Origin of the sequence: Pandoraea sp. XJJ-1, from assembly GCF_026802345.1 — a bacterium.
Lineage (GTDB): Bacteria > Pseudomonadota > Gammaproteobacteria > Burkholderiales > Burkholderiaceae > Pandoraea > Pandoraea cepalis.
This window is the reverse complement of sequence record NZ_CP113827.1, coordinates 2994119-3015832: the sequence shown is the minus strand read 5'-3', so window position 1 is coordinate 3015832 and position 21714 is coordinate 2994119. Positions and strand designations below refer to the sequence as shown.

The following is a 21714-nucleotide window of genomic DNA, read 5'->3' as shown; positions in this document are numbered from 1 at the left end:
CTAGAGGACTTCCTCAGCACGGCGTTACGCCTTTGGCGTAATCTGCAAAGCGACTCGCGCGAGTAGCGGTGCGGTGATGACGGCTATCGTGAGTCCTACGACAATCAATTCCGTATCCGGGAGGATGACAATCATGAAGCAAATTTCGAACGCGACGTCGTGGCGACGTCTGGGGGCGCACGCGCTCGTTGCAGTGGCATTGTTGGGTGGCGTTGCCAAGGCGGCAATCGCGGCCAATGACATGTCGCCGGTCGGCGTATGGAAGACCATCGACGACAACACCGGCAAGCCGAAGGCGCTTGTCACGATCTCGGAAAAGGACGGTGAATACGTGGGCGTCGTCACCAAGGGCCTTGGCGAAAACGACGATCCGGCGCGTGTGTGCACGGCCTGCACCGACGCGCGCAAGGGACAGAAGATGCTGGGCATGCAGATCATTCGCGGCATCCGCAAGGATGGCGAAGTGTATGACGGCGGCAAGATCCTCGATCCGGAAAATGGCATGGAGTACAGCTGCAAGATCACCGTGATCGACGGCGGCAAGAAACTCGACGTGCGTGGCTACCTCGGGATTTCGCTGCTCGGTCGCACGCAGACCTGGATCCGAGACCAGTAATCGGCGTCGCGTCGGGGGCGTTGCTACGATTCTTCTGCACCGCCACTGCGCGATAGGCAGATTCGGCAGGACGCCCAAGGCAAGAAGACCCGGACGAGTACTCGTCTGGGTCTTTTTTGTTGGCGTGCGAGCGCGACGCTAACGCAACACGCAACAACGTCACAGCGCGGTGGCCGCAACGTGTCATGAGATCGCCGACCTCGACGACTTCGATCACGTTCACAGCCGTCTGTCGGAATGAGCGACCGCTCGACGCCAGACACGGCAAAGCCCGGCCAGTGTCGCTTCACTGTCCGGGTTTGCCGTCGTCATTGGGCCTGCACCCCGCCGACGTTCCCCCCTCTCGCGATCTTGCGACGCTTCGGTACGTCGCGCTACTCTCCCATCCCCTGTCTCGTCACTGTCCCGCTGCCGTCTAGCTTTATTTGGCCACGCCGCCCAGCAGTCCCGTCACCGGCGCAAGGAGGCCGCTTGCGCCGCCCGTGCCGCTCGTGCTACCGGAACCGACGCTGGCCAGCGTCGCAAGCGGCGCAGTGACCGTGTTCAGCAGCGCCGTGACGGGGGCCAGCGCAGTGCCAGCACCGCCGCTGGCGCCCGAGGGACTCGTCACACCGCCCAACAGGCCCGTGACGGCCCCCAATGGATTGCTGCCGGACGCGCCCGTCGCACTCGACAGCCCGCCGAGCAAACCGGTGAGCGCGCCCAGCGGATTGTTGCCGCTCGCCGTGGTCGGCGTCACCGTGGTGTTCCCCACGTTGGCGAGCACGTTGCCGAGCGCATTCGGTTGCGTCGCGCTGGTGCTCCCTGAGAGCAGGCCGCCCGCACTCGTGACGGTGTTGCCCAGCGCCATGAGCGGATTGCCAAGGCTTGCGACAGCGGCGTTCGGTGCGGCCGCCTTGACCTGCGCGCCGGTCGAATTCAATGCGCCGCCCAGTGTGCCGAGCAGACCGGCCGCCGGAGTGCCCAGACCGGTGGTGTTGCCGAGCGTCTGCGTTGTCGTCGTGAGCGTATTGGTGATCGGTGTGATGGCCGACGAGAGGGCCGTCGTCGCTTGAACGACGGGGGCGCTCGTCAGTGCCTGAGTGAGTGCCGAACCGCCTTGCACGCCCCCCTGGCCAACGGTCGCGACGGCGGTGCCCAGCACGCCCGTGAGCGTGTCGATCGGTGTGTTCGCCAGCGGGCCACTCTTGCCGATGCCGGCAACGCCGCTGCCGAACAATACCCCGGCATTGCCGAGATCGGACACAACACCGCCCGTGCTCGCGAGCGTGGTGCCGACCGGGTTCGTGCCGGACGTGCCGAGCTGGCCCAGTCCGCTACCCACGCCTATGCCCAGGTCCGTGACGGCATTACCCGTTTGCGTGAGCGCGCCGCCGAAACCCTGCGTGGCTTGCGTGGATACACCCGGCACCGTCGTGCCGGCGACCTGATTGCCGAGCGCGCTCACCACCGAGCCGACCGAACTGACGACACCGGCGCTGCTCGTGGTCGGATTCGTGGGGTTGGTCGGCGTGACGGGATTCGTCGGGTCCGACGGGTTGGTCGGCGTGTTCGCCGTGGCGCCGCTGCCGCCGCCCGAACTGGAGCAACCGGTAACACTGACGATGCTCGCCACCAGCACGGCAAGCATCGTGGGACGCAAAAGCTTCGACATGAGTTTTCTCCTCGTTGGGGTCGTGGTCATCGAGGTGCGCTCAGACCTTGGTCGACGCACTTCGGCCATTGGCGACCAGACCGGCGATGTCCTGATCGGCCTCGAAGCGAAGACGGAAGGTTTCGCTCTTCAGGGTGCGGATGCTCTGCACCAGGAAATCGTGAATCGCGGCGAGTTCGCTCTGGTCGTATGCCGCGCTGACCGCCGTGAGTTCGCGCGAGACTGAGGACAGGAACTGTTCGATCTGAGCGCAACGCTCTTCGATGGGGTGGATCATCACCATGCGCCGGTCGTGCGGGTTCTTCTCCCGCTCGACGAAGCCCGCGCGCTCGAGCCGATCGATGACCGTGGTGATGCCGCCCGAGCTGACGCCCATGAGTTCGGCGAGCTGGCCCGCGGTAATCGACTCGATTTCAAGGATGAGATCGAGCGCGTTCAGGTCGGTGACATTCAGGCCGAGCTGCTCGGCAAGCGCTGCGTGATACAGCGCCGTGTACACGGCGAGCCGGCGTCCGAGCGAGCGGACGATGCCGGCGACGAGATCGTTACGGTTCGTGTGTCGGTCGCTCATGGTGCCGTGCGATGTGTTGAGCGGGGAGGCCGTCGACGTCGCCCCGGAGGCGGCGCCCGAATCGACGCCGTATGTGTTGTGGCGGTGGCCGGCGGCGAACCCGTTGCCGGTGTCGCGCATGGCGACGGGTTCGGAAAGTTGCGGGGCGCAATCGCCATGACCGCGCATCAGAACGCTGGTGTCGGGAATGAAGCGGGCCATGGCATCTCCTTATCGATGAATCACGTGGTGCGCGCGCGATTCGCGCGACGCACCATTGGACTGGCGATTACTTGCCGACGCTGGCCACACTGCCGAGCAGGCTGGTGACCGGTGCGAGCAGTCCCGTCAGACCGCCCGTTGCGCCGCCCGAGCTACCGCCAGCCGTGCTCGTCACACCGGAGAGCAGGCTCGTGACCGGGGCCAGCGGGCTGCTGCTGCCGCCCGACGTGGCGCCACTCACCCCGCCGAGCAGGCCGGTGACCGGCGCGAGCGGGCTGCTGCCCGAACCGCCGAGGCCGCCGAGCAATCCCGTGACCGAGCCGAGCGGGTTCGACGAACCGCCTGCGGTCGTCGTGCCCAGGTTGCCCAGCAGCGATCCGAACGGATTCGCCGAGCCGGTGGAGGTGCTGCCGTTCAGGAACGTGCCGACGCCACCCACGGTGTTGCCGGTGGCAATCACCGTGTTGCCGAGTGCGGTGACGACCGGGTTCGACGACGTACCCTGCATCGTCGTGCCGACCGTGGCGACGCCGCCGCCGACCGTCTGCAGCAAGCCCTGTGCCGGACTGCCCAGGCCTGTGGTCATTCCCACGGTGCGGGTGGTGTCGGACACGACATTGGTGATCGGCGTGATGGCCGACGAGAGCGCCGTGGTGGCCTGAACCACCGGGCCGCCCGTGAAGGCCTGTTTCAGGATCGCACCGCCGGCGATGCCACCTTGGCCGACGGTCGCGACCACGTTGCCAAGTGCCCCGGTCAGCGTATCGACGGGCGTGCCTGCCAGCGGACCGCTCTTGCCGACACCGGCGACGCCGCTGCCCAGCGACACGCCCGCCTGACCGAGGTCGGTCACGACATTGCCCGTGCTCGCGAGCGTGGTGCCGACCGGATCCGCCGAGGCACCCGTTTGGCCGAGACCGCTGCTCACGCCGTTGCCGAGGGCGGTGACGGCGTTGCCGGTCTGCGTGAGCGCACCGCCGAAGCCCTGCGACGCTTGCGTGGACACGAGCGGCAATTGGGTGCTGGAAACCTGATTGCCCAAGGCGCTGACGACGTTGCCGGCGGAACTCACGACGCCGCCTGCGCCGGTGGCGGTCGTGCCGACGGCATTCGGGGTGCCCGAGGTGCCGCCCGAAGCGCCGCTCCCGCCGCCGCCGCTGGAGCAGCCGGTGAGGGCGATGAGGCCGATGGCGGCCGAAGCCAGGAGGGTGCGTTGAAGTGCGTTGGTCATGATGTCTATCTCCCTAGATCGTTCTGGATGGATGCCTGGTTACTTCTTGGCGCCGAGCAAGCCGCCGAGCAGATTGGTCACCGGCGCGAGCGGGCCGCTGCTGCTACCCGAGCCTGTGGCTCCGCCGACCGTGCCTGTCACGGAACTGAGCAGCGCTGTCACCGGGGCCAGAGCACCGCCTGCCGCCGTGCCACCCGTCCCCGTCGAAGCGCCGCCGGTGGCGGTGCCAAGGGCACCGGTCAGGCCAGAGACGAGGCTCGTGACCGGAGCCAGCGGATTGCTGCCCGAGGCGCCGCCCGTGGCACCGCCGAGCCCGCCGGTCAGGCCAGAGACGAGGCTCGTGACCGGGGCCAGCGGGTTGCTGCCCGAGGCGCCGCCCGTGGCACCGCCGAGCGCGCCGGTCAGGCCGGAGACGAGGCTCGTGACCGGGGCCAGCGGGTTGCTGCCCGAGGCGCCGCCGGTGGCACCGCCGAGCGCGCCGGTCAGGCCGGAGACGAGGCTCGTGACCGGGGCCAGCGGGTTGCTGCCCGAGGCGCCGCCGGTGGCACCGCCAAGCGCGCCGGTCAGGCCGGAGACGAGGCTCGTGACCGGGGCCAGCGGATTGCTGCCCGAGGCGCCGCCAGTCGCGCCGCCGAGCGTGCCGGTGAGGCCGGAGACGAGGCTCGTGACCGGGGCCAGCGGGCCGGCGCCCGCGCCACCACCGAGGCCACCGGGCAGCCCGCCAAGGAGCGAGGTGAGCGGGGCGAGCGGGTTGGTGCTCGTCGGGGTACCGTGGACCGCGCCGCCCAGACTGGCCACCGTGTTACCCACGCCCGCCACGATGCCGCCGACGTCGGTGGCCACCGGATTGTTGAGCTGACCGGCGATCTGCGTGCCGACACCGGCCAGGCCGCCGCCGATTTGCGCCAGCAGTCCGGAAACCGGTGTGCCGAGGCCTGTCGTGTTACCGACCGTTTGCGTGGTATTGGTCACGACGTTCGTGATCGGCGTGATGGCCGACGAGAGTGATGTGGTCAGTTGCTGCACCGGGCCGCTCGTGATCGTCTGAGTCAAACCGCTGCCGAGGCTTTGGCCTGCCATCCCTACCGACGTCACGACACCGCCAAGCAGCGTAGTCACGCCATTGACCGGCGTATTGGCAAGCGGGCCGGTTTGCCCGAGGCCGGCGACGGCGCTACCCAGTTGCGTGCCGGCCGTGCCGAGGTCGGTGACCGCACCGCCCACGCTGGCGAGCGTCGGATTGAGCGGATCGCTCACCGAACCTAGCTTGCCGAGACCGTTCGTGAGGCCATTGCCAAGCGTCTGCACAGCGTTGCCGGTCGAGACGGCGGCGCCGGCGAGACCGCTTTGTGTTTGCGTGCTGACCAGCGGCAGTTGCGTGCCGGCCAGCGTGGTGCCCAGATCGCTGACGGTCTTGCCGACTTGCGTCACGACACCCGTGCTCGCAGTGGCGGCCACGGTGCCGATCGGGTTGGTGGCGGCGCTGCTTCCGGTGCCGCCGTTCCCGCTGCCGTCTCCATTGCCGCCGCTTCCGTTCCCACTTCCGCCGCCGCTGCCATTGCCGCCGAGGCCCGAACCGTCGGTCACCGTGCCGGCGCCCGTGCCGCCGCCGCCGCCGGTGCCGGCGCTGGTGCCGCTATCGCCGAGCGAGCCGCTGGTGCCGCCGGAGCCGGAACTCGCGCAGCCGGTCATCGTGACGATCGCGAGCAGGCAGGCGGAAGCGAGAAGATGGCGTTGAATGTTTTTCATGATGATGTCCTCTGGTCTGTATCGTTGGTCAGGCGAGCGCGTCTTGCGCTGCCAATCGGCTGTTCATGCGTTGTGCGATGAGTGCGAACAGGAGCGCGTTGACGATCGCGCTATCGGGGCCCGTCATCGCGTGGGCCGAATGCGTGTGGTCGGCGCGAGCGGCGATGGGCGAATCGGTCGGTGTGGCGGTGGCGCGTACGCCACCGCCTTCTGCACCGCCCCTCCCTGGGCTTGCGCCTCTACGATCGTTCTCGGCAGCAGCGCTGCGCTGCGTTGCCGCGATGCGTTGCTGCCCGCCAGACAGGGCGGCGGGGCGCGGCATCGTTTGATTGGTATTGCCAATGATCATGGTGTCCCCCGGTGATCTTCAGCGTTGCGATGCAGGGATATCCGCAAGAGCTGTGCCAATCGCCAAGGCTGGGTTTGAATAAAACTTCTAGTTTTTCCGGAGGCGGGCTGAAAAGCCTGTATTTACTTGCGTTTCGGAAAACAAGAATCTTTCGGATCGAGAGATCGACCGTCTTCGGAAGGGGCGTGGGGCAGGGTTAACACCACCGAAAAATGAGCGGTTTTCGTCGAAATGCCGTTCCCGTTACGGGGGGTGTTACGGGGAACGTTACGTAACGTTCCCGGCGAGACCGATGTCGGTGTCGTGTAGAAATACGAAGTAAATTGCCAAGCCATGCGACGCTTGAGCGTGCAAGGCGCGCAAAGGGTGGATGCTGGCGTGTCGCGGCGATGGCGAGCCGAATCTCGTTTCTGGGCGAGGCGTGTGTCGGGGGATGTCGGGAGGCGGGGGATGTTGAACGAAGTGCAACGGTGATCAACAGCGACAACACGGGGTGAATCCGTTGAATCAGATGAATCGATATTTAGCGGCGTGCTACAGGTATTGCGCGTGCACGTGTGGCGTGACACCCATCATGGTTTTCCCTCGCGGGCGTTGGATTATCTGGATTTGGAGTATTGTTTGATCCATCGATGTAACGCTTTCTTACATTCTCCAGGGTGATTGGAAGCAAGACTCTAGTTTTTGTTTGCAGGTTTAAATTAGCATCGAAAAAAAGCGTACGCCGCGACAAAAGCGGTATCGACAAGCGTAGAAATATTGGCGTACAACGCAAAAGGGGTTCGCAAGCCTGATCGCGCAACGAATCCGAGGCCGAACTCAAGCATTGATAAGCGATATGGCGCACGTGCGTCGGCGACCGAGAGGCCGTCGATGTTCCGTTGTGTCCGAACGGGCGCTTGGCGCCTTTTTAGTGGGAGCGTGATATGAAACTCGGCAATCGCATTCGACTGTTTGCTCGCGACGAACGCGGGGTCACGGCACTGGAGTACGGCATTCTCGCCGCGATCGTGGCCGTGCTGATCGGTGGCGCGGTTTATACGAACCTGTCAGGGGTATTCACGTCGGTATTTACGAAGATCACGTCGGTCGTGACGAACGTCGGTTCGTGACGTTCCGGTATCGCGACCTGTTTGGTGCCGGCGTGAGTGTGGTGGCACAGGTGTCAAGATTGTGGTTGGTAATATTGGGAAGGACACCGTAATTTTCTGGCGTCCTTCAGGGTGGCGGGCGGCAGTATTCGCGAGGACGCGAATCATGCGGGCAAAGCGAACAGGGGAGGCCGGACGGCAGCGCAGCCTGTCCCGGCAGACAGGGGTCACGGCGCTGGAGTACGGCATTCTGGCCGCCATCGTCGCCCTCTTGGTCGGCGCGACGGTGTTCACCAATTTGACGACCGTGCTCACGAATGTGTTCAGCAACCTCACGTCGGTCGCAACGTCCGCCGTGAATCACTGACGCGAGACGCAACGTGCTCACCTTGCTGTGGCTGTTGTGCCTGCCGATCGTGATCACCGATCTGGTCGCGCGCCGTATCCCGAATGTCTGGCTGTTGGGCGTAGGAGGGCTGGCACTGATCTGGATTGCATGGCGAGCGTGGCATGGCGAGCCTCGGGTCATGTGGGTTCACGGGCTCGGCGCGCTGTTGGGATTGATCGCACTGCTACCTTTTTGGTGGCGCAACGTGATGGCGGCGGGCGATGTCAAGCTTTTCGCGCTGATTGGGCTGGTGGCGGGGTATTCCGCGCTGCTGCCGGTTTGGTGCCTGGCCAGCGTGGCGGCTGGGGGGCATGCGCTGGTGTTGTTGACCTTGCGGTTGAAGTGGCTATCGCGATGGTGCGATGGCCTGAGCGCTTCCACCGCCTGGCAACGCGTTCTGCAGTGGCGAGCCGGACGCATCGGATTGCCCTACGGGGCCTATCTGGCAGCGGCGGCGCTTGTAGTGCGGTAAGTGCGGTCGTAACAAAGGTTGCATTGAGTCAGGCAGCGGCAGGTCGTGCGGGTCTCCACGACACCTGCCACAGGTGAAGACAGGCAATGACGAGTGCGGCGGCAAGCGGCACCGAAATAACGAGAGGCGCGGGCGACGCCGCGCAAATTAGTATGACCAATGCGTCGCCAAACACGGCCACACAGTGCCGTGAGCGACGGGGAGCATCGTCATGAAGCGGTTTGGGGCACGGGCAGGGTCAGGGTTGCGAGGCACGCGCTCGCGTGGCGTCGCCGCGCTGGAATTCATGCTCATCCTGATGATCCTGCTGCCCGCGTTCTATGTTGCCGTCGCGTTCTCCATCACCATTCTTGCCCGGCAGATGCTGACGCAGGCCGCCTCCGAGGCTGGCCGCGCCATGCTGCGCGCCGGCACCATGGCGCAGCGCCAGGGATACGCCACGCAGGCGATCAACACCACGTTGACCTGGCCGTCGGCGTCGGCGGTGAGCACCGGTTTTACGCCCGACGCGACCTACCCGTGTCCGGCGTCGGGCACCAGCGCCAGTTCGCAATGCATCGTTCACGTCACGTTGACGCTGACCCAGCCGATGACCGTCAATTGGCCGGGGCTGGGAGCGCTCGTGCCGCAAAACATTGTCGGGACGGCCGCGATCACGCTCGACACATCGACGTTGGGCGGCAGCTAAATGAGAGACGCGAGCATTACAGGAGAGCGGCGCGCAGGTGCCACGAACATTCGCCCCGAGCGCCCAAATGAGATGTGCGGTTATGCCAGGTTGTCATGCCGTCGGTTCGCCGGCGTCCCGCAAGTTGTGACTGAACGGCCTTCAGGCCCCAAGCCATGAACAAAGCCACCAAGATTCTTGCTGCTGTGTTGGTTGTCGCCGGTGTGTTGCTCGCGCTGTTCGCGCTGCGTCTCGGCACGTCCAACGCGCCGGCGCCGGCCGCGACGCCTTCACCGGTAACCCAGACGCTCACGCAGCGCTATCCGGCCGTGGTGGCGGCCAAGGCGCTCGCGCCGGGCCAACCCATCGACGCAGACGGCGTGAAGCTCGTCTCGTTCGATAGCCAGACCGCGGGCGGCTTCGCCAACCCGGCCGACGTCGTGGGCCGCGTGCCCCTCGTTGCCCTCGCGGCCGGCGTGCCCGTTACGCAAAACGCGCTCGCACGCGGCCTCGCCCTGCAGCTCGCACCGGGCGAGCGGGCCGTGGCCATTCCGGTCTCCGAGACCGTCGGCGTGAGCAACCGCATCCGTCCGGGGGATTACGTCGACGTCTTCTTCACGATGAAAACCAATCGACCGGCGGGACCGGCGATGGGCTTGGTTGATGACACGCAAGCGCGTCTGCTGGCCTCCCGCGTGCGGGTGCTGAGCTATGGCAACGCATCGCTCGACGATGTGTCGCCGCCGCCGGCCACGCCGAGCGTGGCGTCCAGCGTGCAAGCCGCCACGACCACCGCCCCGGCGCCTGCGCAACCGGCCATCAATGCGCAGGCGCCCATGCCGGCGACTGCCGCGGTCGTGGCCGTGCCGGTGGCCGACGTCAACCGGGTGGTGCTTGGCACACAGCAGGGCAAGATCACGCTGGCGCTTCGCAACCCGGGGGACGACGCCAAACCAGACCCGTCGCTGTTCCCGGCGCCACCGCCCGTGCTCGCGGGCAAGGCCGGACTCAAGGCGGACGACAAGTCGGCGCTCGAGACGCCCGAGAACCAGGCCTATGCCGGCATTGCCGCGACGGGGCTGGCGGGTGCACCGACGCGCGCGCCGACGGGGACCCCCCATATGGCGGGTGCACGGGGGAGCGGCGGCGCCACGATCGAAGTCGTTCGCGGCGCGCAGCAAAGCACCGCTGCTTATTGACGCCGCCGATGCCTACAGATTCGACCCGAAACGCTACGCCAGTTCACCCACACAGTGACCGATATCGCCACGCCATGATCAGAAGCCAGGTTCGCACTGCCAGACGACAGACCCGACGCGTGACGGGCATGCTGTTGTGCTTAGCCGCGCTGCTCGCGTGCGCCGCCACAGTGTCGGTGCGTCTGGCCGATGCGGCCGACACCGGCTCGGGCGCCGGATCGCGCTCGCTGACGCTGGGGGTTCACGAGCAACGCGAACTGCAAGTGCCCGGCGCGCTCGAGCGCGTTGCCGTGGCCGATCCGGCGGTGGCGGATGTCGTCGTGCTCAAGGGCTCGGGCGGACGACGCGGCTCGGTGCTGGTCGTCGGCAAGCAGGCGGGCACCACGCAGATCGCCGCGTGGCCGCGTGGCGGCGAACCGGTGCGTTGGGAAGTGCATGTGAAGGGCAGTCTACAGGGCGCCCTGGGCGATACCGGCACGGCCAGCGTGGATGCGCGTGGCGGCGCGGCGCTCATCAAGGGGCATGCGAATACCGTCATCGAGCACAGCGCACTGCAATCGGCGGCGCTCGATGCGGCGGGCAAGGGCGGCGTCGTCGTCGATCGCTCGACGGTCGGGGACACTGGGGTCGTGCAGGTCGACGTGAAGATCGTCGAGATCAATCGCAATATTCTCAATCAGTTGGGGGCGCGCTTCGGCGCGTCGAAAAAGACCGGCTCGGGCACCTTCGGCGTGAGTTCAGCGCTTAACTCCGCCTTCGGCGGCGCGGGTGGGACGAGCGCCGTGCCGAACTTCGGTTCGTTCTTCGGCTCGGTTACCCGCGGCGCGTTCAGCATGGCGGCGGAGATCGATCTGCTGCAATCGAACGGTCTCGGCCGGGTGCTTGCGGCGCCGACCCTGGTGGCCCTCTCTGGCCAGAGCGCGAGCTTCCTGGCGGGTGGCGAGATTCCGGTGCCGCAATCGGGCGGCCTTGGCACCACCACCATCGTCTACAAGCCGTTCGGCGTCGGGCTCACGGTCACGCCGACGATTCTTGCGCCGAACCGCATTGCGCTGAAGGTGGCGCCCGAGGCGTCGGACATCGACTATACGAATGCCATCGTGACCGACTCGACGCAAATTCCTGCCATCACGACACGTCGTGCGGACACGACCGTCGAGTTGGGCGACGGCGAGAGCTTCGTCATCGGCGGCCTGATTTCGCGCACCACCACCGCCGCCGTCGACAAGGTGCCGCTGCTCGGCGACCTGCCGCTCATCGGCGCATTTTTCCGCAATCTGAAGTACAACAGCGCCGAGAAGGAGCTGGTGATCGTCGTCACACCCCATCTGGTTAAGCCGGTGGCGAAAGGGGTGGCGATGCCGTTGCCGGGCGATACGCGCGAGCGTCGCCCGGGCCCCGTGTGGGGCGCCTACTTGATGGGTGTAGCAAGCGACAGCGAACTGCCAGGTTTTTCGAAATAACGTCGATACGGGTACCAAGAGGGTACGGAGCGGCGCAGAGGCGAGAGCCCGGGGCAGGGAAGTCAGGAGTGCATAAATGAACGCACCGACGCGAATACTGGACACCATGACAGAGTTGCATCGCTTCCTCTTTTGCAGCGCGCATGCGGGCCACGGTCAATGGCTCTCGGCGGCGTTGCGCGACGAGGGCGTGGTGTTGCAGGAGGCGGGCCGTCCGGCGCAATTGCAGCAGCGCATTGGCGATCTCGATCCGCAGGTCGTGCTGCTCGATTTCTCCGGCGAACCGACCGGCCATGCCGACGACGCCGCCGACGGCGGCTTCGCCGGTGCCATCGAACTCGCGCACATGCTCAAGCGCGTGGCGCCCAAATTGCCTCTGGTGGCGGTGGGCTCGATGGTGCGGGCCGACGGCATGAAGGCGGCCATTCGCGCCGGGGTCCACGATTTTATCGATATGCACTCGACGCACGAGGAGGCGCTCGAAGTCATTCGCCGGGTGGTCGATCAAACGCCACCGCCCAGTGTCGTCGCGCCTCAACGTCACGGGCGCTTCGTGGTGCTGCTCGGCGCGCGCATCGGTGTGGGGTGCAGCACGCTCGCCGCGCATCTGTCGCAACTCGGGCAGGAGATGGTCGTGGGCGCGCATCCCGACAAGGCGGTCCGGGCGGCGAAGGTGCCGGCGAACAAGGACGATAAGTTCGATGCCTCGCTACTCGGTCATGTGGCGCTGCTCGATCTCGGTTTGCCGTCCGGTGACGGCCTGCTGTATCTCAACACGCAAAGTCAGTTCAGCTTCGCCGAAGCGGTGCAGAATCTGCGTCGCTTCGACGAAACGCTCGTGCATACGGCGGTCTCGCATACGCCAAGCGGCCTTGCGGTGTTGCCGCTGCCGCTCGATCTCGGCGACATGCGTAGCGTGGCGGCGGCCGATGCGCTGGCGCTGACCGACCGTCTGCGGGCGTTCTTCGATCTGATCGTGGCCGACCTCGGCGGCTTCTCGAATCCCGCGTTCGTCGCGAGCCTCGTGCGCGCGGCCGACGAGGTCTGGCTGGTCGTCGACCAGAGCGTGGGCGCGATCGTCTCGCTCGCGTCGATGTTGCGCGATCTCGAAGAGAAGAGCGTAGAGCGCCATCACCTGCAGCTCGTGCTCAATCGCTACGACCCGCGTTACGGCATGGCGGCCGATCAGATCGCCAAGCGCTTCGAGATTCCGCTGCTCGCCACACTGCCCGATCGTCCCTTGGCCATGCTCTCGGCCACCAATCAGGGCAAGCTGATTCTCGATACCGCGCGCGGCGATCCGTACGTGCGCGCGTTGCAACCGCTCGTCGAACGACTGATCAGCGCGCAACATGCGGGGGCGGCAGCACAACGTCATTCGTCGGGCTGGCTGGGCCGATTCATGGGAAAGCACTGATATGACCGACTCCATCGAATTTGCCGACGACAAGCGCGCGTTTGCCAATTCACAGCAGTTTCAGGACATCAAGACGGCAGCGCACGAACACCTGCTCGCGCGGATCGAGGAACTCGGTGCCGAATTCGGGCGCTGGAGCCGCAGCGCGATTCAGCAGTTCGTCGATCTGGAGATGGACGGCTTCGTGCGACTGCGCCGCATCCCGATCAACGAATCGGAATTGCGCCAGATTTCCGATGCGCTCACGAAAGAGCTGGCCGGCTTCGGACCCATCGAGGATCTGCTCGCGGATCCTGCGGTGGAAGACATTCTGATCAACGGGTACAACGACGTGTATGTGTCGCGCGAGGGTGTGCTTGCGCGTGAAGCGTTGCGCTTTTCGGACAATCAGCATCTGCTGCGCATCGTGCGACGCATTCTTGCTCCCATCGGGCGCCGTCTCGACGAGTCGAACCCTATGGTCGACGCGCGCCTGCCCGACGGTGGGCGCCTGAACGTCGTGATCGAGCCGTTGGCCGTCGACGGGCCGGTGGTCTCGATTCGCAAGTTTCGCAAGGATCCGCTCAAGCCGTCCGACCTGCTCGCGCTCGGCAGCTTCAACGAAGAGATTTACGCGCTGCTCGACGCGGCAGTGCGCTCACGCTGCAACATTCTTGTCTCCGGCGGGACCAGCTCGGGCAAGACGTCGTTACTCAACGCGCTGGCCAGTTTCATTCCGGCTAACGAGCGCGTGGTGACGGTCGAGGATACGGCCGAACTCTCGCTCAACCACCCGCATGTGGTGCGGCTCGAATCGCGTCAGGGCGGCTTCGACGGCGCGGGCGAGGTGTCGATTCGCGATCTGATTCGCAACAGTTTGCGCATGCGTCCCGACCGCATCATCGTGGGCGAAGTGCGCGGGTCCGAAGTGCTGGAAATGATGCAGGCGATGAACACCGGCCACGAAGGCTCGATGGCGACGATCCACGCCAACTCGCCGCGTGAATGCCTCTATCGCCTGGAGATGCTGGCGGGCTTCGCCGGGTTTCAGGGCAGCGAGAGCAGCCTGCGCCGGCAGATCACGAGCGCGCTCGATTTCATCGTGCAGATCGGCCGTCTGTCGAGCGGGCGCCGACGCATTCTGTCGATTACCGAGGTGACCGGGGTGTCGGATACGGTGATTTCGACGCAGGAGCTGTACCGTCACGAATCGGTCGTGGGGCCCGACGGCGAAGAGAAGGATCGTTGGGTCTCGCTCGGCCTTCAGCCGCACTCGCCGAAATTGCAGCGGTTCAAGGAGCAGACGCGCCATGCGGCGGCCGCCGCAGCAGCGCAATCGCAAAGCAACACGCCGCCGGATTCGGGCGGCGGTGGTGGCTTCTTCGGACGCCGTCGATGAATGCCATCGTGCTGTGGGTCATTGGCATCGCCCTGCTGCTGATCGCCGCAGGGTTGGAGCTATGGCGCCGCACGCACCAGCGCGTGAGAGCGCAGGCGACGCGCGCGTTTCTTGAACGGCAGCTCGCCCAGAGCGCGCCGCGGTTCGCGGCGAGCGAGAGCGACGCCGCGCGCGCGCCGCGTCGCAAGTCGTTGCCGTGGGAGTTTTTCTTCGAGCGCGCGGGCGTGCAGACCGATCCGATGTTCTACACGATGCTGGTCGCGCCCGGCCTGCTGCTGGTGATGCTGTTCTGGATGTGGCACGGGCCGCTCTCGGCCATCGTCGTACTGTTGATGTACGCGGTCGGCACGGTACTGCGCTACTGGTTCAAGGCGGCGCGCCGGCATCGCAATATCGTGCGGCAGTTGCCGATCTTTCTCGACGGCATGGTGCGGATGCTGACCGTCGGCAATAGCCTGCCGGCCGCGTTCCAGACCGCCGCGGGCAATGCCGACATGCCGCTGCGCGAGCTGCTCGACCGTGCCGTGCGACAGGTGCAGGCAGGTGTGGATCTCGACGTTGCGCTCAAGCAGATCGCACGTGTCTATCACGTCGAAGAGATTTATCTGTTCGCGTCGGTGGTCGACCTCTCCACCCGGTTCGGGGGACGCGCCGACCAGATCCTGTCGCGCATGGCGGGCTTCATGCGCGATCGCGAGCAGGCGCAAGCGGAACTGTACGCGTTGTCGTCCGAGACACGGCTATCGGCATGGGTGCTGGCTGCGCTTCCGATCATCGTCAGTGCCGTGCTGATGTTGCTCAATCCGAGATTCTTCGAGCCGATGTTCCAGGAGGCGTCCGGTCAGCGGCTGCTCGCGATCGGCCTGGGACTGGAAGTCTTCGGCGGCTTCCTGTTGTACCGGCTCGCCAAGTCGCTGTGAGCGAGAGGGACTGACCGATATGCGCCTCGCCAACTCGCACCTGTGGATGATGCTGGGCCTGTTGATGGTCGCGGCCGGGCTGTTGCTGGCGGCGTCGGCGTTGCTGTTGCGTGCGATGCGTCAGGGACGCAGTGAGCGGATGATCGATCAGGTGCTGGCTAGCCGCCAGCAACAGGCGCTGGCGGCACTGCGTGAGGCGAGTACGCCGGGCGGGCGTCAAGCGGGGCCTGACGACGACACGCTGGCGACCCATGAGGGCCGACGGCGCGGCTGGCGCGCGTTGTTCGACCGTGCCGCGGCGCTGGGCAAGCAGTGGTCGGAAACGCGGCTGGGTCAGCATCTGATTGCCGCCGAGGATCGCCTGCTGCTCGCGCAATGCGGCTACGACAGCGTGCGGGCCAAGTCGCTGTTCCTGTTCACACGGGTGGCGCTCGCGGCGGTGTTGCCGCTGCTCATCTGGTTGTGGTTCCCGGGCAGCGGGGGTGTTGGCACGATGCTGCGCCTGATCGGTGCGGCCGGAGCCGGACTGCTCATGCCGAAGTTCTACGTGCAACGCAAGGCGACCCAGCGCCGTCGCGAACTGATCGAGGAGCTGCCATTGCTCATCGACTTGCTGCGGTTGCTGCAGGGGGTGGGCCTGTCGATGGATCAGAGCCTGTATGTGCTGGTGTCGGATTTTCGCGAAGTGCTGCCGATCCTGTCCAAGGAATTCGACAACGCCAATCGTCAGCACGCTTCCGGGCGTGGTCGCGAGGCGTCGCTGGGCCGCTTGCGCGAGGTCTACGACAACGACGATTTGCGCGCGCTGGTGCGGCTCATCGTGCAGGTCGAGCAGCATGGCGGGGCGGTGCAGGAGCCGCTGCAACAGTTCAGCGATCGCTTGCGCGAACAGCGCCGGCAGACGATGAAAGAGCGCATCGGCAAACTCACGGTGAAGATGACGCTGGCGATGATGCTGACCCTGTTACCCGCGCTGATGCTGGTGGTGGCGGGGCCGGCGATCCTGTCGCTAACGAAATCGATGGAGGCTATGCGGTGACCCGACGAATTCAGACACGACGCCTTGCCCGGGCCGCTGCCGCGACCCGCGTCCCACCGCCACCGCGCGCCCGTCGCGCGATGGCCGGCTCGCTGATGGCCGTGCTGTGCGCGGCGGCGCTTGCCGGGTGCAGCGGGCCGCGTATCGGCGGCTACGGTGCGCCGTCGGCGGCGGCGCTCATGCAGGCCGAGCAGAACGACGAGGCCATGGCCAAGGCGGCCAAGCCCGACACACGCGGGTTGTATCTGTCGATGATTCGCCAGATGCAGGAGCAGGGCGCGTATTTTGCGTCGCTGGCGCATATCGACGAATTTCGGATGCAATACGGCGCGGCGCCGGACATCGACATTCTCCGGGCCGATGCCTTGCGTGAGACGGGGCAGCCCAACGCCGCAGAGCAAGCCTACCGCCCGTTGCTGATCGGGAGCGAAGCGGCGGCGGCGTGGCACGGCATGGGGCTGGTGGAAGCGCAACGCAAGGATTACGCGGCGGCGGCGCGGGCGCTGCACGAGGCCGTGACGCGCGCGCCTACGCAGGCGTTCTACCTGAGCGATCTCGGTTTTGCGCTGTTGCGCAGCGGCGATACGGGGGCGGCTCGGGTTCCGCTCGCTCAGGCGGCCGAGCTGCGGCCTGACAGCCGCAAGGTGTTGAGCAATCTGGCGGTGTATCTCGTGGTGACGGGCGAGCGCTCGCGGGCCGATGAGGTGATGACGCGCGCCGACATGCCTCAGGCGACGCGCGACGCCATCGACAAACTGGCCGCCGACATCCGCGCCGAGGGACAGGCGCGCCGGGCGGCTGCCGATGCAGCGGCGGCACGCGCCGCCGCGCAGGCCGCGGCATCGATTCCGGCACCGCTGGCGCAGGCCCGGCTTGCACGTGCCGCGGTGGCGGCCGATACCACCGATGGCACCGATGGCACCCGCAGCGACATGCCGATGTCGCTGATGGACCGTTTCAGCCGCTCGCAGTGATGCGGTGGCTTCCGCCTTCATGCATGGCCCAGGGCGCACGACGAGAATCACGCAATATCAGGGAGACGGGATGATGGCAGGTCAGAAACCACACGGAACATCGGGCGCCTGGCCGCGGCGGGTGGCGCAGCTCGTTGCCGCCGTGCTCACGCTTTGGGCGGGCGCGGTCGCGGCGCAACTCAATGCGCCGATCACGGGATCGATGGGCGGCGCTGACGTACGCAATGTCGCCGCGCCGGCACCGGCTGTCTCGGCAACCCCCGCAGCGCAAACGGCGGCAGCGCCTGCAGAACAAGCGAGGCGCGTGCCGCGCAACGTTGTTCGGCGCGATACGGCACTGCGTGTCGGCGAGCATGCCCGCGACGGAATGCTCGGCGACGAAACCGAAGCGTTGCTCGCGCTGCAGGCGGGCAACCTGGCCGCCGGGCCGGGGCTGCCGATGCTCGGCTCAACGGCGTCGCGTGCCTACAAGCGCTATCTGGATAGCTTCACGTATCCGATTCCTCAGTTCTATCCGGCGATCGTCCAGGGCGATACGGGGACCGGCAACAATGGCGGGGGCAGCGCGGGCGCTGCGCCTGCCACAGCGGGGGCTGGCGCGAGCCAGTAACGTGTCATGACTGTGCGTGCGCGTTTGCGCCGAACGAATCGTATGGCCTCGTCACGTGGGGCGCAGCGGGGATCGGTTCCGATTCTTGCCTTCGTCTTCGTGATCGTGGCGCTGATTCTGGCGTTCGCCATCGATGTGGGCTATGCGTTCATGCAACGACGCGATCTGCAGCGCGCGGCCGACATGGCCGCGCTCGCCGGTGCGCAGACGCTGCCGGGATGCGCCAACGCCACGTCGTATGCGAGCGTCGCACAGGCCAACGTGACATCGAACATGGGCAGCAGCGTCACCGGCTTGCAGGTGACGACGTCGTGCGGCATCTGGACATCGCCGTCGGCCTCGGCGACCGGGCCGGGCACGTTCGTCGCGACCAATGCCGGCAATGCGGCGAGTGGAAATGCAGTGTCGGTGAAGTTGTCGTTGGGGGTGCCGTCCTTCTTCCAGCTCGCCGGCACCCGAACGATCACCGCCACCGCGATTGCACGCAAGGCGCCAGCGGTGGTGACGTTCACGGTCGACTCGGGACTGCTGGCGCTTAATACGAGCAACTCGGTGCTCGCGCCGCTGCTTCAGTCGGTCGGCATCTCGCCAACGCTCTACGTCGCCGCAGCACAGCAGCTAGTCGGCGTCAATATCACGCCGCAGGGATTGTTGCAGGCGCTTGGGGTTCCGGTGACCGGCGATGTCAGCGTGGCGTCGCTTTCGGGCGTGGCCGCGGTGAAGAACCTGACCGTCGGGCAATTGCTGAGTGCGACGAATATCGCGCTGGCAACGCAGAACGGTGCGCTCTCGGCGTCGGTCACGGCGATGAACAATCTCATCAATGTGTTCGCGGGCAGCCCGGTGCTGAATCTGCCGATCAACTTGCTGGGCACGGCGACGACGCCCGGCCTCATCGCCAACATCGACGCGGCGGGGGTGAGCGCAGCGAACGCGCTCACGGCCAATATCGGTGTCGCCGATCTGATTTCCGCAGCCGTCGTCGGCGCTAACGGCAGCAACGCCGTGGCGATTCCGTCGCTACCGATTCTGGGCGGTACGGTGTCGGTCGTGGCTCGGGTCATCTCGCCGCCACAGGTTGGCGTGGGCGGTGTCGGGGCGACAGCGACGACCGCGCAATTGCGGCTGTTCGTGACTGTGAACTCGTCTGCAGGTACGCTGGGTGGGCTGCTCAATGGGCTGGGGACGCAGTTGAATTTGCCGCTCGTGCTGGAGGCGGCACAGTCGACAGCGACAGTGACGGCCTTGCAATGCGGTGCGACCCCTTCCGCGACTCTCCAAATCAATTCCGGGCTGGTGAATGCCTGTGTGGGTGGCACGGCCAGCGGCGTGAACATCGCAAACGATGCTGCGAGCTGCACCACCCTCATGACGCAGCGCACGAACATTGCGACGTTGCTGGGATTGATTAACGTGGGTGGAAACGTCAACCTCTCGCTCGTGACCAATTCGCCCGCGCCGCTGACGTTTACCGGACCGTTTCCACAAACCGTCGGGCCGGTCGGCTCGAGCGTGAATCTGAGCCAGATCGTCAGCGCGTTGGTCACTGGCCTGTCGCTCGACGTGAGTGCGTCTGGGGCGGCGTCATCCAATACGATCGGTACGGGTCTCGTTGGCAGCGTGCCAACAGCGGCCGTGGGCGCCACCGTCTCGACGGTCAACCTGTTTCTCAGTACTGCCGCCGCAGGGCTCACCACCACGACCAATGCGCTCGGCACCACGTTGGGTGGCGTCGCCACCCTCAACCTGCCCCAAGTGGTCGGTGGCGTGGACGGCCTCATCACTGGGCTGGTCAATACGCTTGGCTCAATCGTGAACGGTTTGCTGGGCGGCTTTTCGGATCTGGTGTGCAATCTGTCGGGCAGCGGGGCAAATCAGTGCCGCGTCAATGCCGTGTCGGGGTCGATCGGTAGCGCCGACGTCTCGCCCGTGCTCGGCAGTGTGGTCTATACCTTGCTCAATCCGCTGCTAGGGCCACTGAGCACGCTACTCAACACGTTACTCACGTCGCTCGGCATCACGCTCGGTACCACCACGGTGACAGTCGACAGCATCAACTGCCAGAACGGACTCGTCCAACTCGTCTATTAGCGAAGCGGCACGATCGCGCAAGCGAACCGGAACAGGAGCGGAACAGCGAGGCCCCACAGCGGGCGACGGATATCAGGACTGAAATTCACCATGACGGGCGCCTGGCGCGACCGGCAACCAGCGGACAAGCATGAAAAGCAAGCCAGTACGTGAAGATCTCGATGTGTACGTGTGGGAGGGCAAGTCGGACATTGCCGACCGCGTCGCGCATTGCCTCGCGAGCTTCGACATGGAAGTCATTCGTGCCGACGGCGTCGACCTCTCGCGCGAGCGCACCAAGGCGCGTCCATCCATCGCCGTGGTCAGCGTGTCGGTGATCGAAGGCGCATCGACCAATGCCCAGGAGTGGCAGTTGGGCCACGGCATGCCTGTCATCTGGGTCGCGACCACGCCGCGCGAGAACGATCCGCGCGTCTATCCGCCCGAGTACAGCAATATCCTCACGCTCGACTTCTCCGGCGCGGAATTGCGCACGCTCATCTTCAAACTCTCGGGCGCCATCGCGGAAGCCGACCGCGCCCCCGCGCCGGTGGACCCGCTGGTTGCGCAGTCGAGCGCCATGCTGGGCTTGCTCGCGGAGGTCGACGCCTTCGCCGATTGTGATTCGAACGTGCTCATTCACGGCGAGACCGGGGTGGGCAAAGAGCGCATCGCGCGCCTGCTGCACGACAAGCAAAGTCATTACGGGCAAGGCCCCTTCGTGGCCGTGAACTGCGGTGCGATTCCCGATGGCCTGTTCGAGTCGCATTTCTTCGGCCACGCCAAAGGTGCGTTTACGGGGGCGCTCTATTCGCACAAAGGCTATTTCGAGCAGGCCAACGACGGCACGCTCTTCCTCGACGAAATCGGCGATCTGCCGTTGTATCAGCAGGTCAAGCTGTTGCGGGTGCTGGAGGACAGCGCGGTGACGCGTCTGGGGTCGGCGCAACCCGTGAAGCTCGACTTTCGGCTCGTGGCGGCGACCAATAAGCACCTCAAGACGATGGTGCGCGATGAACTGTTCCGTGCCGACCTGTTCTACCGTCTCGCCGTGATCGAGTTGCATATCCCGAGCCTCGAGGAGCGCGGCCCCGTCGACAAGCTCGCCGTTTTCACGGCCTATCTCGGCAAGGTCGTCGGCGACAGCGAGGTCGGCGCGCAAGTGCCGCCGTGGCTGCGCGAACTGGTCGAGGGCGGGGTGTTTCCCGGCAACGTGCGTGAAATGCGCAACATCGCCGAGCGTGTCGGCATCATCTATCGGCAATTGGGGGGCTGGGACGAGCGGCGCATCCGCCCGATTTTCGACGCGCTTTCCATGGGCACCCCCTCACGCAGTGATGACGGCGCACGAGGCGCGGTGCTCACCGATCGCGCCCGTTGGGATGCCACCGAACGCGCACGCATCGTCGCGTCGCTCGACGCCAACGGCTGGCGACGCCAGGACACCGCCAATGCCCTGGGCATCAGCCGCAAGGTGCTGTGGGAAAAAATGCGCAAGTATCAGATCGTTGGCAACGATTCGGAACTGGCCGGCGAGTTCGAGGCGGGCACCGGTAGCGATCGCTAGTGCGCCGTGACCGGACGGCATTCGGCGCGCCTGGTTGGCAAACCGAAGGAAACGACTGAAAAGCCAGCGGCGGTCCGAGAGATGCCAT

Annotated in this window: 20 protein-coding genes; 15 read left to right on the top strand and 5 right to left on the bottom strand. The window is 65.9% G+C overall.

The features are described from left to right. Nucleotides 1-133: 133 nt before the first annotated feature. Nucleotides 134-616, top strand: coding sequence for a DUF2147 domain-containing protein (locus OYT13_RS13635; protein WP_017231552.1), 483 nt, complete (start codon nt 134-136; stop codon nt 614-616). 421 nt (nt 617-1037) lie between these two features. Here the strand turns inward: OYT13_RS13635 and OYT13_RS13630 are convergent, their stop codons facing one another. The 5 genes from OYT13_RS13630 to OYT13_RS13610 form a co-directional block, all read right to left on the bottom strand. After that, nucleotides 1038-2270, bottom strand: coding sequence for a collagen-like triple helix repeat-containing protein (locus OYT13_RS13630; protein WP_261938442.1), 1233 nt, complete (start codon nt 2268-2270; stop codon nt 1038-1040). Nucleotides 2271-2310: 40 nt separating this feature from the next. Further along, the gene (locus tag OYT13_RS13625; RefSeq protein WP_017231554.1) at nt 2311-3042 is read right to left on the bottom strand and encodes a MarR family winged helix-turn-helix transcriptional regulator; all 732 of its coding nucleotides are present in this window, start codon (nt 3040-3042) and stop codon (nt 2311-2313) included. Nucleotides 3043-3109: 67 nt separating this feature from the next. Then, entirely contained in the window at nt 3110-4273 is a 1164-nt protein-coding gene (locus OYT13_RS13620; protein WP_150564480.1) for a collagen-like triple helix repeat-containing protein, read from the bottom strand. Nucleotides 4274-4312: 39 nt separating this feature from the next. Then, complete coding sequence (locus OYT13_RS13615) at nt 4313-6022, bottom strand: collagen-like triple helix repeat-containing protein (protein ID WP_268566383.1); 1710 nt, start codon at nt 6020-6022, stop codon at nt 4313-4315. A gap of 28 nt (nt 6023-6050) precedes the next feature. After that, entirely contained in the window at nt 6051-6371 is a 321-nt protein-coding gene (locus OYT13_RS13610) for a hypothetical protein (RefSeq protein WP_150564478.1), read from the bottom strand. A gap of 926 nt (nt 6372-7297) precedes the next feature. Here OYT13_RS13610 and OYT13_RS13605 point away from each other — a divergent pair. The 14 genes from OYT13_RS13605 (at nt 7298) to OYT13_RS13540 (ending at nt 21626) form a co-directional block, all read left to right on the top strand. Beyond that, nucleotides 7298-7483, top strand: a complete 186-nt coding sequence (locus tag OYT13_RS13605; protein ID WP_150607829.1) for a Flp family type IVb pilin — start codon at nt 7298-7300, stop codon at nt 7481-7483. 145 nt (nt 7484-7628) lie between these two features. After that, nucleotides 7629-7829 carry a Flp family type IVb pilin gene (locus tag OYT13_RS13600; RefSeq protein WP_017234999.1) on the top strand — a complete coding sequence of 67 codons (201 nt, stop codon included), beginning with the start codon at nt 7629-7631 and terminating at the stop codon, nt 7827-7829. 13 nt (nt 7830-7842) lie between these two features. Next, entirely contained in the window at nt 7843-8322 is a 480-nt protein-coding gene (locus OYT13_RS13595) for a prepilin peptidase (RefSeq protein WP_017234998.1), read from the top strand. Nucleotides 8323-8533: 211 nt separating this feature from the next. Continuing rightward, entirely contained in the window at nt 8534-9010 is a 477-nt protein-coding gene (locus OYT13_RS13590; RefSeq protein ID WP_026132154.1) for a TadE/TadG family type IV pilus assembly protein, read from the top strand. 155 nt (nt 9011-9165) lie between these two features. Continuing rightward, nucleotides 9166-10188 (top strand): Flp pilus assembly protein CpaB, encoded by a 1023-nt coding sequence (cpaB, locus tag OYT13_RS13585; protein WP_268566382.1) that lies wholly within the window; start codon nt 9166-9168, stop codon nt 10186-10188. A gap of 128 nt (nt 10189-10316) precedes the next feature. Continuing rightward, a complete protein-coding gene (locus OYT13_RS13580) occupies nt 10317-11651 on the top strand; it encodes a type II and III secretion system protein family protein (protein ID WP_150564475.1) in 1335 nt (444 codons plus the stop codon). A 76-nt stretch (nt 11652-11727) separates the two neighbouring features. Continuing rightward, a complete protein-coding gene (locus tag OYT13_RS13575) occupies nt 11728-13068 on the top strand; it encodes a hypothetical protein (RefSeq protein ID WP_268566381.1) in 1341 nt (446 codons plus the stop codon). A 1-nt stretch (nt 13069) separates the two neighbouring features. Beyond that, the gene (locus OYT13_RS13570) at nt 13070-14446 is read left to right on the top strand and encodes a CpaF family protein (RefSeq protein WP_150564474.1); all 1377 of its coding nucleotides are present in this window, start codon (nt 13070-13072) and stop codon (nt 14444-14446) included. Next, entirely contained in the window at nt 14443-15366 is a 924-nt protein-coding gene (locus OYT13_RS13565) for a type II secretion system F family protein (RefSeq protein WP_261938447.1), read from the top strand. Before OYT13_RS13570 ends, OYT13_RS13565 begins: the two co-directional genes overlap by 4 nt. Nucleotides 15367-15385: 19 nt before the next feature. Next, nucleotides 15386-16405 (top strand): type II secretion system F family protein, encoded by a 1020-nt coding sequence (locus OYT13_RS13560; protein ID WP_268566380.1) that lies wholly within the window; start codon nt 15386-15388, stop codon nt 16403-16405. Next, nucleotides 16402-17379, top strand: coding sequence for a pilus assembly protein (locus OYT13_RS13555; protein WP_268566379.1), 978 nt, complete (start codon nt 16402-16404; stop codon nt 17377-17379). Before OYT13_RS13560 ends, OYT13_RS13555 begins: the two co-directional genes overlap by 4 nt. Before the next feature lie 70 nt (nt 17380-17449). Continuing rightward, nucleotides 17450-17989, top strand: coding sequence for a DUF3613 domain-containing protein (locus OYT13_RS13550; protein WP_268566378.1), 540 nt, complete (start codon nt 17450-17452; stop codon nt 17987-17989). A gap of 42 nt (nt 17990-18031) precedes the next feature. Further along, nucleotides 18032-20080, top strand: a complete 2049-nt coding sequence (locus OYT13_RS13545) for a pilus assembly protein TadG-related protein (RefSeq protein WP_017234049.1) — start codon at nt 18032-18034, stop codon at nt 20078-20080. Nucleotides 20081-20210: 130 nt separating this feature from the next. Beyond that, on the top strand, nt 20211-21626 hold the full coding sequence (locus OYT13_RS13540; RefSeq protein ID WP_261938450.1) for a sigma 54-interacting transcriptional regulator: 1416 nt from the start codon (nt 20211-20213) through the stop codon (nt 21624-21626). Nucleotides 21627-21714: the final 88 nt, after the last annotated feature.

Bases quoted from the DNA above. Each gene is read 5' to 3' on its own strand.
- OYT13_RS13635 (WP_017231552.1), top strand. From the start codon at position 134: ATGAAGCAAATTTCGAACGCGACGTCGTGGCGACGTCTGGGGGCGCAC.
- OYT13_RS13630 (WP_261938442.1), bottom strand. From the start codon at position 2,270: ATGTCGAAGCTTTTGCGTCCCACGATGCTTGCCGTGCTGGTGGCGAGC.
- OYT13_RS13625 (WP_017231554.1), bottom strand. From the start codon at position 3,042: ATGGCCCGCTTCATTCCCGACACCAGCGTTCTGATGCGCGGTCATGGC.
- OYT13_RS13620 (WP_150564480.1), bottom strand. From the start codon at position 4,273: ATGACCAACGCACTTCAACGCACCCTCCTGGCTTCGGCCGCCATCGGC.
- OYT13_RS13615 (WP_268566383.1), bottom strand. From the start codon at position 6,022: ATGAAAAACATTCAACGCCATCTTCTCGCTTCCGCCTGCCTGCTCGCG.
- OYT13_RS13610 (WP_150564478.1), bottom strand. From the start codon at position 6,371: ATGATCATTGGCAATACCAATCAAACGATGCCGCGCCCCGCCGCCCTG.
- OYT13_RS13605 (WP_150607829.1), top strand. From the start codon at position 7,298: ATGAAACTCGGCAATCGCATTCGACTGTTTGCTCGCGACGAACGCGGG.
- OYT13_RS13600 (WP_017234999.1), top strand. From the start codon at position 7,629: ATGCGGGCAAAGCGAACAGGGGAGGCCGGACGGCAGCGCAGCCTGTCC.
- OYT13_RS13590 (WP_026132154.1), top strand. From the start codon at position 8,534: ATGAAGCGGTTTGGGGCACGGGCAGGGTCAGGGTTGCGAGGCACGCGC.
- cpaB (WP_268566382.1), top strand. From the start codon at position 9,166: ATGAACAAAGCCACCAAGATTCTTGCTGCTGTGTTGGTTGTCGCCGGT.
- OYT13_RS13580 (WP_150564475.1), top strand. From the start codon at position 10,317: ATGCTGTTGTGCTTAGCCGCGCTGCTCGCGTGCGCCGCCACAGTGTCG.
- OYT13_RS13575 (WP_268566381.1), top strand. From the start codon at position 11,728: ATGAACGCACCGACGCGAATACTGGACACCATGACAGAGTTGCATCGC.
- OYT13_RS13570 (WP_150564474.1), top strand. From the start codon at position 13,070: ATGACCGACTCCATCGAATTTGCCGACGACAAGCGCGCGTTTGCCAAT.
- OYT13_RS13565 (WP_261938447.1), top strand. From the start codon at position 14,443: ATGAATGCCATCGTGCTGTGGGTCATTGGCATCGCCCTGCTGCTGATC.
- OYT13_RS13560 (WP_268566380.1), top strand. From the start codon at position 15,386: ATGCGCCTCGCCAACTCGCACCTGTGGATGATGCTGGGCCTGTTGATG.
- OYT13_RS13550 (WP_268566378.1), top strand. From the start codon at position 17,450: ATGATGGCAGGTCAGAAACCACACGGAACATCGGGCGCCTGGCCGCGG.
- OYT13_RS13545 (WP_017234049.1), top strand. From the start codon at position 18,032: ATGGCCTCGTCACGTGGGGCGCAGCGGGGATCGGTTCCGATTCTTGCC.
- OYT13_RS13540 (WP_261938450.1), top strand. From the start codon at position 20,211: ATGAAAAGCAAGCCAGTACGTGAAGATCTCGATGTGTACGTGTGGGAG.